Below are 11,662 nucleotides of genomic sequence, written 5' to 3' on the forward strand. Positions count from 1 at the left end.
CAGACAGTGGAAAGAGCGGAAAAACGCGAATTCGTCACGGAGCTGAACGAAGTCTTCAAGGCTTCCGGTTCGGTTGTCGTGGCCCACTATGCTGGTGTCACAGTTGCGCAGATGAACGACTTCCGTTCGAAGATGCGCGCTGCTGGCGGCACCGTCAAAGTCGCGAAAAACCGCCTGGCCAAGATCGCTCTTCAGGGCACGGAGTCTGAAGGGATGACCAATCTCTTCAAGGGTCAGACGCTGATCGCTTACAGCGCCGATCCGATCACGGCTCCGAAGGTCGTCATGGATTTCGCCAAGACCAACGACAAGATCGTCGTTCTGGGCGGTGCCATGGGGACAACCACGCTCAACCCCGAAGCAGTCAAGTCGCTTGCGACCCTGCCTTCGCTGGACGAGCTGCGCGCGAAGCTGCTGGGCCTTCTCAATGCCCCGGCAACCCGCGTCGCGACGGTTGTCGCAGCACCGGCAAGCCAGCTTGCCCGCGTGTTCTCGGCCTATGCCAAGAAGGACGAAGCCGCCTGAGGCGGAATTTCGCTGTTGTAATTAAAACCAGTTCGAACCGAACAAAAGGAAAAGTAAAATGGCTGATCTCGCAAAGATCGTTGAAGACCTCTCCTCGCTGACCGTCCTGGAAGCTGCTGAGCTTTCCAAGCTGCTCGAAGAAAAGTGGGGCGTTTCTGCCGCTGCTCCGGTAGCCGTTGCTGCTGCTGGCGGCGCTGCAGCTGCTGCTCCGGCTGAGGAAGAGAAGACCGAGTTCGACGTCATCCTGACGGATGCCGGCGCGAACAAGATCAACGTCATCAAGGAAGTCCGCGCCATCACCGGCCTCGGCCTCAAGGAAGCCAAGGACCTGGTCGAAGGCGCTCCGAAGCCGGTCAAGGAAGCTGTTTCCAAGGCTGAAGCTGCCGACCTCAAGAAGAAGCTCGAAGACGCTGGCGCCAAGGTCGACGTCAAGTAATTCGACGAAATGCGAAGGGAGGGGGCCCTTGTGGCCGCCTCTCTTTGACCGTTTTTGGAACATATTACCCAAAAGCCTGTCGAAAAACGGCTTTTGGGTAATGGGTTCTTCAAGAGCATGGTCTTGATCGGGAGACGGAACAGCAATCCGCGCTGTCGTCTTTCGAAAGCTGGACGAGTTTGAACTACCCATTGATTGACGGGGTCGACTGGCCATCGGTTCCCGTCCGTTGCAGGCCCGGATGCAAGATTGACAAGGAGCGACGATGGCTCAGACCCTTTCGTTCAACGGTCGTAGGCGCGTACGCAAGTTTTTTGGTAAGATCCCCGAAGTCGCAGAGATGCCGAACCTCATCGAGGTTCAGAAGGCGTCCTACGACCAGTTCCTCATGGTGGAAGAGCCCGCAGGCGGGCGCCCCGACGAGGGACTTCAAGCTGTTTTCAAGTCGGTATTTCCGATCAAGGATTTTTCGGGCGCTTCGATGCTCGAATTCGTGTCCTATGAATTCGAACCGCCGAAGTTCGACGTCGAGGAATGCCGTCAGCGCGACCTGACCTACGCGGCGCCGCTCAAGGTGACGCTGCGCCTGATCGTATTCGATATCGATGAGGACACGGGCGCGAAATCGATCAAGGACATCAAGGAACAGAATGTCTATATGGGCGACATGCCGCTCATGACGGACAACGGTACCTTCATCGTCAACGGCACCGAGCGCGTCATCGTTTCGCAGATGCACCGTTCGCCGGGCGTCTTCTTCGACCACGACAAGGGGAAGAGCCATTCCTCCGGCAAGCTGCTGTTCGCCGCGCGCGTCATTCCGTATCGCGGCTCGTGGCTCGACATCGAGTTCGACGCCAAGGACATCGTCCACGCCCGTATCGACCGCCGCCGCAAGATTCCAGTAACCTCGCTGCTGATGGCGCTCGGCATGGACGGCGAGGAAATCCTCGACACTTTCTACACGAAGTCGCTCTACCAGCGCGACGGCGACGGCTGGCGCGTGCCGTTCCAGCCGGACGCGCTGAAGGGCCAGAAGGCGCTCGCCGACATGATCGATGCCGACACCGGCGAAGTCGTCGTCGAGGCCGGCAAGAAGCTGACGCCGCGCTTGCTGCGCCAGCTGCAGGAAAAGGGCCTGAAGGCGCTGAAGGCGACCGATGACGACCTTTACGGCAACTACCTTGCCGAGGACGTCGTCAATCTCGGAACCGGCGAAATCTACCTGGAAGCTGGCGACGAGATCGACGAGAAGACGCTGCCGGTCATTCTGTCGGCGGGCTTTGACGAGATCCCGGTTCTCGACATCGACCATATCAATGTCGGCGCCTATATCCGCAACACCCTGACCGCTGACAAGAACGAGAACCGTCAGGACGCTCTGTTCGACATTTATCGCGTCATGCGTCCGGGCGAGCCGCCGACCATGGATTCGGCCGAAGCGATGTTCAACGCGCTGTTCTTCGATGCCGAGCGCTACGACCTCTCGGCCGTCGGCCGTGTGAAGATGAACATGCGCCTTGACCTCGACGTACCGGACACGGTCCGCACGCTGCGCAAGGAAGACATCCTGGCCGTCGTCAAGATGCTTGTCGAACTGCGTGACGGCAAGGGCGAGATCGACGATATCGACAACCTCGGCAACCGTCGCGTCCGCTCGGTCGGCGAGTTGATGGAGAACCAGTATCGCCTGGGCCTCCTGCGCATGGAGCGCGCGATCAAGGAGCGTATGTCCTCGATCGAGATCGACACCGTGATGCCGCAGGATCTGATCAACGCGAAGCCGGCCGCTGCCGCCGTTCGCGAATTCTTCGGCTCCTCGCAGCTGTCGCAGTTCATGGACCAGGTGAACCCGCTGTCGGAAATCACCCACAAGCGCCGCCTTTCGGCTCTTGGTCCGGGCGGTCTGACGCGTGAGCGTGCCGGCTTCGAAGTCCGCGACGTTCACCCGACCCACTACGGCCGCATCTGCCCGATCGAGACGCCGGAAGGCCCGAACATCGGCCTGATCAACTCGCTCGCGACCTTTGCCCGCGTCAACAAGTACGGCTTCATCGAAAGCCCGTACCGCAAGATTGTCGACGGCAACGTGACCAGCGACGTCGTCTATCTTTCGGCGATGGAGGAAGCAAAATACCACGTCGCTCAGGCCAACTCGGTACTGAATGACGACGGTTCCTTCGCCGAAGAATTCGTCGTCTGCCGTCACGCCGGCGAAGTTATGCTGGCGCCGCGCGACAACATCAACCTGATGGACGTTTCGCCGAAGCAGCTCGTCTCGGTCGCGGCGGCGCTCATCCCGTTCCTCGAGAACGACGACGCCAACCGCGCGCTGATGGGCTCGAACATGCAGCGTCAGGCTGTGCCGCTGCTGAGGGCCGAGGCTCCGTTCGTCGGCACCGGCATGGAGCCGGTCGTGGCGCGCGACTCGGGTGCTGCGATCGCCGCACGCCGTGGCGGCGTCGTCGACCAGGTCGACGCGACCCGTATCGTTATCCGCGCCACCGAAGACCTCGATCCGTCGAAGTCGGGCGTCGACATCTACCGTCTGCAGAAGTTCCAGCGTTCCAACCAGAACACCTGCGTCAACCAGCGCCCGCTGGTCACCGTCGGTGACCTGGTGAACAAGGGCGACATCATCGCCGACGGCCCGTCGACCGATCTCGGTGATCTGGCGCTCGGCCGCAACGCGCTCGTCGCGTTCATGCCGTGGAACGGCTACAACTACGAAGACTCGATCCTGCTTTCCGAGCGGATCGTGCGCGATGACGTCTTCACCTCGATCCATATCGAGGAATTCGAAGTCATGGCACGCGACACCAAGCTCGGTCCGGAAGAAATCACGCGCGACATCCCGAACGTCTCGGAAGAAGCGCTGAAGAACCTGGACGAAGCCGGTATCGTCTACATCGGCGCCGAAGTTCAGCCGGGCGATATCCTGGTCGGCAAGATCACGCCGAAGGGCGAAAGCCCGATGACGCCGGAAGAGAAGCTTCTGCGCGCCATCTTCGGTGAAAAGGCATCGGATGTTCGCGATACATCCATGCGCATGCCGCCGGGCACCTTCGGCACGGTCGTCGAAGTCCGCGTCTTCAACCGTCACGGTGTGGAGAAGGACGAGCGCGCCATGGCGATCGAACGCGAGGAGATTGAACGCCTCGCCAAGGACCGCGACGACGAGCAGGCGATCCTCGACCGCAACGTCTATGCGCGCCTGATCGACATGCTGCGCGGTCATGTTGCCGTTGCCGGCCCGAAGGGCTTCAAGAAGGGCACCGAGCTTTCGAATGCCGTCGTCAGCGAATATCCGCGCTCGCAGTGGTGGATGTTCGCCGTCGAGGACGAGAAGGCTCAGGGCGAGATCGAAGCGCTTCGCGCCCAGTACGACGAATCCAAGTCGCGCCTTGAACAGCGCTTCATGGACAAGGTCGAGAAGGTCCAGCGCGGTGACGAGATGCCTCCGGGCGTCATGAAGATGGTCAAGGTCTTCGTCGCCGTGAAGCGCAAGATCCAGCCGGGCGACAAGATGGCCGGCCGCCACGGCAACAAGGGCGTCGTGTCGCGGATCGTGCCGATCGAAGATATGCCGTTCCTCGAAGACGGCACCCATGTCGATGTGGTGCTGAACCCGCTCGGCGTGCCGTCGCGCATGAACGTCGGTCAGATCCTCGAGACGCATCTGGGCTGGGCTTGCGCCGGCATGGGCAAGAAGATCGGCGCAATGCTCGAGGCCTACCACGAGAGTGGCGACATCAAGCCGCTGCGTCAGACGATCGACGATGTCATGGGCGCCGGTCCGAAGGGTGAGCCGATCAAGCAGTACGACGACGAGTCGATCGTGCGGCTGGCCGAGCAGACCCGCCGCGGCGTCTCGATCGCAACGCCGGTCTTCGACGGCGCGGTCGAAGCCGACGTCAACGAGATGTTGGAAAAGGCCGGCCTGAAGGTGACCGGTCAGTCGACGCTTTATGACGGACGTACAGGCGACGCGTTCGACCGTCAGGTGACGGTGGGCTACATCTACATGCTGAAGCTCAACCACCTGGTGGACGACAAGATCCACGCCCGTTCGATCGGTCCGTACTCGCTCGTTACCCAGCAGCCGCTGGGCGGCAAGGCGCAGTTCGGCGGCCAGCGCTTCGGCGAAATGGAGGTCTGGGCGCTCGAGGCCTACGGTGCCGCCTACACGCTGCAGGAAATGCTGACGGTCAAGTCGGACGACGTGGCCGGCCGCACCAAGGTCTACGAGGCGATCGTCCGTGGCGACGATACGTTCGAGGCGGGCATTCCGGAGAGCTTCAACGTTCTCGTCAAGGAAATGCGCTCGCTTGGCCTGTCGGTGGAGTTGGAAAACTCCAAGGTCGACGACGTCGGCACCGCGGCACAACTGCCGGACGCGGCGGAATAGGAAGACATCAGGTGCGTGCCGCTCGAGCGGCGCGCACCGTTTCCGCCGCAGGGCACATGGTTTGCCCGCGGCAGGAACAGGGCCGCATCCGATGCGGTTTTAGCTGTTTATGGGGCAGGGGCTGGCGCCCGGGATTTGCCGGCACCCTCGCCAAGCTCAGGGCGTAAAGCCCGTAAAGGAGACAGGCATGAACCAAGAGGTCATGAATCTTTTCAATCCGCAGGTGCCTGCACAGACTTTCGATTCCATCCGGATTTCGATCGCCTCGCCGGAGAAGATTCTTTCCTGGTCTTACGGTGAGATCAAGAAGCCGGAGACGATCAACTACCGCACCTTCAAGCCCGAGCGCGATGGCTTGTTCTGCGCGCGCATCTTCGGCCCGATCAAGGACTACGAGTGCCTGTGCGGCAAGTACAAGCGCATGAAGTACAAGGGCATCATCTGCGAAAAGTGCGGCGTCGAAGTGACGCTGTCGCGCGTTCGCCGCGAGCGCATGGGCCATATCGAGCTCGCAGCGCCCGTCGCCCACATCTGGTTCCTGAAGTCCCTGCCGAGCCGCATCGCGACGCTGCTCGACATGACGCTGAAGGATATCGAGCGCGTCCTCTATTTCGAGAACTACATCGTCACGGAGCCGGGCCTGACCTCCCTCAAGGAGAACCAGCTCCTCAGCGAAGAAGACTACATGATCGCCGTCGACGAGTTCGGTGAAGATCAGTTTACCGCCATGATCGGCGCCGAAGCGATCTACGAGATGCTCGCCTCGATGAATCTCGAGAAGATCGCCGGCGATCTGCGCGCGGAGATGGCCGAGACGACCTCGGATCTGAAGCAGAAGAAGCTGATGAAGCGGCTGAAGATCGTCGAGAACTTCATGGAGTCCGGCAACCGTCCGGAGTGGATGATCATGAAGGTCGTTCCGGTGATCCCGCCGGACCTGCGTCCGCTCGTGCCGCTCGATGGCGGCCGTTTCGCGACCTCGGACCTGAACGATCTCTACCGCCGCGTCATCAACCGTAACAACCGTCTGAAGCGGCTGATCGAGCTGCGCGCACCGGGCATCATCATCCGCAACGAAAAGCGCATGCTGCAGGAATCCGTCGATGCGCTGTTCGACAACGGCCGTCGCGGACGCGTCATCACCGGCGCCAACAAGCGTCCGCTGAAGTCGCTCTCCGACATGCTGAAGGGCAAGCAGGGCCGCTTCCGCCAGAACCTGCTCGGCAAGCGCGTCGACTATTCCGGCCGTTCGGTCATCGTGACCGGCCCGGAGCTCAAGCTGCACCAGTGCGGCCTGCCGAAGAAGATGGCGCTCGAGCTCTTCAAGCCGTTCATCTACGCCCGCCTGGACGCCAAGGGTTATTCCTCGACCGTCAAGCAGGCGAAGAAGCTGGTGGAAAAGGAAAAGCCGGAAGTCTGGGACATCCTCGACGAGGTCATCCGCGAGCATCCGGTCCTCTTGAACCGCGCGCCGACGCTGCACCGCCTGGGCATCCAGGCCTTTGAGCCGATCCTGGTCGAAGGCAAGGCGATCCAGTTGCACCCGCTCGTCTGCACCGCCTTCAACGCCGACTTCGACGGCGACCAGATGGCCGTTCACGTGCCGCTGTCGCTCGAAGCCCAGCTTGAAGCCCGCGTGCTGATGATGTCGACGAACAACATCCTGCATCCGGCCAACGGCGCACCGATCATCGTTCCGTCGCAGGACATGGTTCTCGGCCTCTACTATCTGTCGATCCTGAACCAGAACGAGCCGGGCGAAGGCATGGCCTTCTCCGACATGGGCGAACTGCACCATGCGCTGGAGACCAAGGCGGTCACCCTGCACGCCAAGATTCGCGGCCGCTACAAGAGCGTCGACGCCGACGGCAACCCGGTCTCGAAGATCTATGAAACGACGCCCGGCCGCATGATCATCGGCGAACTCCTGCCGAAGAACCCGAACGTTCCGTTCGAGATCTGCAACCAGGAGATGACCAAAAAGAACATCTCGAAGATGATCGACGCGGTCTATCGCCATTGCGGCCAGAAGGACACGGTTATCTTCTGCGACCGGATCATGCAGCTCGGCTTTGCCCATGCCTGCCGCGCCGGCATTTCGTTCGGCAAGGACGACATGGTGATCCCGGACACCAAGGTGAAGATCGTTGGCGATACCGAAGCGCTCGTGAAGGAATACGAGCAGCAGTACAATGACGGTCTCATCACCCAGGGCGAAAAATACAACAAGGTCGTCGACGCCTGGGGCAAGGCAACCGAAAAGGTTGCGGAAGAGATGATGGCGCGCATCAAGGCGGTCGAGTTTGACGACAACGGTCGCCAGAAGCCGATGAACTCGATCTACATGATGTCGCACTCGGGTGCGCGTGGTTCGCCGAACCAGATGCGCCAGCTGGGCGGCATGCGCGGCCTCATGGCCAAGCCGTCGGGCGAAATCATCGAGACGCCGATCATCTCGAACTTCAAGGAAGGCCTGACCGTGAACGAGTACTTCAACTCGACGCACGGTGCCCGTAAGGGTCTGGCGGACACCGCCTTGAAGACCGCGAACTCCGGCTACCTGACCCGCCGTCTCGTTGACGTGGCGCAGGACTGCATCGTCACGCATGTCGATTGCGGCACGGACAAGGGTCTGACCATGACGGCAATCGTCGATGCCGGTCAGGTCGTTGCCTCGCTCGGCCAGCGTATCCTCGGTCGTACGGCGCTCGACAACATCGACAACCCGATCACCGGCGAGCGCATCGTCGATGCAGGCCGGATGATCCTCGAAGCCGATGTCGTGACGATCGAAAAGGCCGGCATCCAGTCCGTCCGTATTCGTTCGGCGCTGACGTGCGAAATCCAGACCGGCGTCTGCGGCGTCTGCTACGGCCGTGACCTGGCCCGCGGTACGCCAGTCAACATGGGCGAAGCCGTCGGCGTCATCGCCGCGCAGTCGATCGGTGAGCCGGGCACACAGCTGACCATGCGTACCTTCCACCTCGGCGGAACCGCGACCGTGGTCGACCAGTCGTTCCTCGAAGCGTCCTACGAAGGTACGGTCCAGATCAAGAACCGCAACATGCTGCGCAACTCCGATGGCGTACTCGTCGCCATGGGCCGCAACATGGCGATCCAGATCCTGGACGAGCGCGGTGTCGAGCGGTCCTCGCAGCGCGTCGCCTATGGTTCGAAGATCTTCGTCGACGACGGCGACAAGGTGAAGCGCGGCCAGCGTTTTGCCGAGTGGGATCCCTACACCCGTCCGATGATGACGGAAGTGGAAGGTACCGTTCACTTCGAAGACGTGGTCGACGGCATCTCGGTTCTGGAGTCCACGGACGAATCGACCGGCATCACCAAGCGTCAGGTTATCGACTGGCGTTCGACGCCGCGCGGTACCGACCTGAAACCCGCGATCGTCGTCAAGGACAAGACCGGCAGCATTGCGAAGCTCGCCCGCGGCGGTGAAGCCCGCTTCATGCTCTCGGTCGATGCGATCCTTTCGGTCGAGCCGGGACAGAAGGTCAGCCAGGGCGACGTTCTTGCCCGTTCGCCGCTCGAAAGCGCCAAGACCAAGGACATCACCGGTGGTCTGCCGCGCGTCGCCGAGCTCTTCGAGGCACGCCGTCCGAAGGATCACGCCATCATCGCCGAGATCGATGGTACGGTTCGCTTCGGCCGCGACTACAAGAACAAGCGTCGCGTGCTGATCGAGCCGGCCGAAGACGGTGTCGAGCCGGTCGAATACCTGATCCCGAAGGGCAAGCCCTTCCATCTTCAGGATGGCGACTACATCGAAAAGGGCGACTACATCCTCGACGGCAACCCGGCGCCGCACGACATCCTGGCGATCAAGGGCGTGGAGGCACTGGCTTCCTACCTCGTGAACGAGATCCAGGAAGTCTATCGTCTGCAGGGCGTTGTCATCAACGACAAGCACATCGAGGTCATCGTCCGGCAGATGCTGCAAAAGGTCGAAATCACCGATGCCGGTGACTCGACCTACATCGTCGGCGACAACGTCGATCGCATCGAACTCGAGGACGTCAACGATGCGCTGCTTGCCGAAGGCAAGAAGCCGGCCTTCGGCGATCCGGTTCTGCTCGGCATCACCAAGGCATCGCTGCAGACGCCGTCCTTCATCTCGGCCGCCTCGTTCCAGGAGACCACCAAGGTGCTCACGGAAGCCGCGGTTGCCGGCAAGACGGACAGCCTGCAGGGCCTCAAGGAGAACGTCATCGTCGGCCGCCTCATTCCGGCCGGTACCGGTGGCACGATGACGCAGATCCGCCGCATTGCCACGGCGCGCGACGAGTTGATCCTCGAAGAGCGCCGCAAGGGTACGGGCGCCGATGCTGCGACGCCGATGCTGGCCGACATGGCGAACGAGAACGCCGCGGCCGAATGATCGGAACGAGGAGGGTGGTGTCACCCTCTTCGCCAATTGAAAAGCCGCTCGGTCGATCCGGGCGGCTTTCTTCGTTTCATCTCGGCAGAGAGTCGGTCAGCCGAACCGGATGATCGACACCTCGCCCTCGAGCGCACCCTGGTAGGCCGACGCATGCGGTTCCTCGTCGGGGATGTCGGTCAGGGTGCCGATCTGATCGAGGTCGGCCTGGAAGAAACCTTCCTCCGCCAGGGCATTGAGGGCTTCCCTGACGGCGGTGTCGTCATCCGGGGCCCGAAGCATCACGTGGATCTCCACACCTTCTTCGTCGCTGCCGTCCTCGAAGGCTTTGCCAATGATGACGAAAACCAGCGGTTCTTCGGGTGAATTGTCGTTGTCGGGCGAGATGGGCATGAGAAGCTCCTCGTTCGGATTGCCGGTCACCTTAACCCGATTTCGTCTTGCCTGCGAAGGAAATAGGAGCCCGGCATCTTCCGGGGGAAACAGAAAATCACCAGGTGAGTGACCGGCGGTCGAATCGTACCGACTCGCGATCCTGGAAGCCGAGAATAGCTTGCCGATTCCTTAACGGAACAAGATGATCGCGGCGGTTGGTATGATCCGTTTCTGCGCGGCGCGCGGCGAGGGCGTCGCAAAGCCTTGTTTTTCAGACATATCAGGGCTGCAAGACCGAGATTATTTGTTAATTGCCCTTGACGGATCGACCTGAAATCAGTACACCCCGCCGCATCAGAGCCCATGTGAGGCTGGCTGGTTCGGAACGTCGCGTTCTGGAGTTCGCCTCAAACAAGGTTCAAACGCACGCTGAAGACAAAAATGCTGCACGCATGACGCGCGATATAGTGCGTCCTCTGCTTTTGCTGGGGCCATCTGCGAAAAGGCGGATCGGCCCTCGTTTTGCGCATTTCATAGGCGTGCGGTACCGCCGGCGACGGCAACGATCCGCCCGCAAGGGTAACGAGACAAGATTTTGCAAGGGATGGTTACATGCCTACCGTAAACCAGCTGATCCGCAAGCCGCGTCAGGCACAGGTAAAGCGCAACAAGGTTCCTGCTCTGCAGGAAAACCCGCAGAAGCGCGGCGTTTGCACCCGCGTCTATACGACGACCCCGAAGAAGCCGAACTCGGCTCTGCGTAAGGTTGCAAAGATCCGCCTGACGAACGGCTTTGAAGTGATCGGCTACATTCCCGGTGAAGGCCACAACCTTCAGGAACACTCCGTCGTGATGATCCGCGGCGGCCGTGTGAAGGACCTTCCGGGCGTTCGTTACCACATCATCCGCGGCGTTCTCGATACGCAGGGTGTCAAGAACCGCAAGCAGCGTCGTTCCAAGTACGGCGCGAAGCGTCCGAAATAACATCGCAACCGGCGCCATTTCGCTGGTCACAAGATTACAAAGTTGAGAGACGAAAAGTATGTCCCGACGCCATAGAGCAGAAAAGCGTGAGATCAACCCGGATCCGAAGTTCGGTGATCTGGTCGTCACGAAGTTTATGAACGCAATCATGCTGGACGGTAAGAAGTCCGTCGCAGAAAGCATCGTTTATGGTGCGTTCGAAGCGGTCCAGTCGAAGCTGAAGCAGGAGCCGGTCGCCGTGTTCCATTCCGCTCTCGACAACATTGCTCCGCATGTCGAAGTGCGTTCGCGCCGCGTCGGTGGTGCTACCTACCAGGTTCCGGTCGACGTCCGTCCGGAGCGCCGCCAGGCCCTTGCCATCCGTTGGTTGATCGCGGCCGCGCGCAAGCGTAACGAAACGACCATGGTCGATCGCCTCTGCGGCGAACTCATGGACGCAGCAAACAACCGTGGCAGCGCCGTCAAGAAGCGCGAAGACACGCACAAGATGGCCGATGCCAACCGTGCGTTCTCGCACTACCGCTGGTAACGGCAACACGTC

At 61.0% G+C, this 11,662-nt stretch carries 7 protein-coding genes; 6 read left to right on the top strand and 1 reads right to left on the bottom strand.

From position 1 onward, the window contains the following. Positions 1–6 precede the first annotated feature (6 nt). The 4 genes from rplJ to rpoC all read left to right on the top strand — a co-directional run bounded on the left by rplJ (position 7) and on the right by rpoC (position 9,762). Positions 7–525, top strand: coding sequence for a 50S ribosomal protein L10 (gene rplJ, locus RHIBR816_RS0125745; protein ID WP_018239479.1), 519 nt, complete (start codon positions 7–9; stop codon positions 523–525). Positions 526–583: 58 nt separating this feature from the next. Next, positions 584–961 carry a 50S ribosomal protein L7/L12 gene (gene rplL, locus RHIBR816_RS0125750; RefSeq protein ID WP_018239480.1) on the top strand — a complete coding sequence of 126 codons (378 nt, stop codon included), beginning with the start codon at positions 584–586 and terminating at the stop codon, positions 959–961. A gap of 265 nt (positions 962–1,226) precedes the next feature. Beyond that, positions 1,227–5,369 carry a DNA-directed RNA polymerase subunit beta gene (gene rpoB / locus RHIBR816_RS0125755; protein ID WP_026187427.1) on the top strand — a complete coding sequence of 1,381 codons (4,143 nt, stop codon included), beginning with the start codon at positions 1,227–1,229 and terminating at the stop codon, positions 5,367–5,369. Positions 5,370–5,556: 187 nt separating this feature from the next. After that, on the top strand, positions 5,557–9,762 hold the full coding sequence (gene rpoC / locus RHIBR816_RS0125760) for a DNA-directed RNA polymerase subunit beta' (RefSeq protein ID WP_018239482.1): 4,206 nt from the start codon (positions 5,557–5,559) through the stop codon (positions 9,760–9,762). Positions 9,763–9,858: 96 nt separating this feature from the next. On the opposite strand, the gene RHIBR816_RS0125765 is transcribed toward rpoC, so the two are convergent. Beyond that, positions 9,859–10,155 (bottom strand): hypothetical protein, encoded by a 297-nt coding sequence (locus RHIBR816_RS0125765; protein WP_026187428.1) that lies wholly within the window; start codon positions 10,153–10,155, stop codon positions 9,859–9,861. A 594-nt stretch (positions 10,156–10,749) separates the two neighbouring features. On the opposite strand from RHIBR816_RS0125765, the gene rpsL reads away from it, so the two are divergent. Next, positions 10,750–11,121 carry a 30S ribosomal protein S12 gene (rpsL, locus tag RHIBR816_RS0125770; RefSeq protein WP_003507760.1) on the top strand — a complete coding sequence of 124 codons (372 nt, stop codon included), beginning with the start codon at positions 10,750–10,752 and terminating at the stop codon, positions 11,119–11,121. A 58-nt stretch (positions 11,122–11,179) separates the two neighbouring features. Further along, positions 11,180–11,650 (top strand): 30S ribosomal protein S7, encoded by a 471-nt coding sequence (gene rpsG / locus RHIBR816_RS0125775; RefSeq protein WP_012707751.1) that lies wholly within the window; start codon positions 11,180–11,182, stop codon positions 11,648–11,650. The last annotated feature ends 12 nt before the right edge of the window (positions 11,651–11,662 follow it).

The organism is Ensifer sp. BR816 (assembly GCF_000378985.1).
Lineage (GTDB): Bacteria > Pseudomonadota > Alphaproteobacteria > Rhizobiales > Rhizobiaceae > Sinorhizobium.

Excerpts from the sequence above, each read along its gene's own strand:
- rplL (WP_018239480.1), top strand. The coding sequence starts at position 584 with ATGGCTGATCTCGCAAAGATCGTTGAAGACCTCTCCTCGCTGACCGTC.
- rpoB (WP_026187427.1), top strand. The coding sequence starts at position 1,227 with ATGGCTCAGACCCTTTCGTTCAACGGTCGTAGGCGCGTACGCAAGTTT.
- rpoC (WP_018239482.1), top strand. The coding sequence starts at position 5,557 with ATGAACCAAGAGGTCATGAATCTTTTCAATCCGCAGGTGCCTGCACAG.
- RHIBR816_RS0125765 (WP_026187428.1), bottom strand. The coding sequence starts at position 10,155 with ATGCCCATCTCGCCCGACAACGACAATTCACCCGAAGAACCGCTGGTT.
- rpsL (WP_003507760.1), top strand. The coding sequence starts at position 10,750 with ATGCCTACCGTAAACCAGCTGATCCGCAAGCCGCGTCAGGCACAGGTA.
- rpsG (WP_012707751.1), top strand. The coding sequence starts at position 11,180 with ATGTCCCGACGCCATAGAGCAGAAAAGCGTGAGATCAACCCGGATCCG.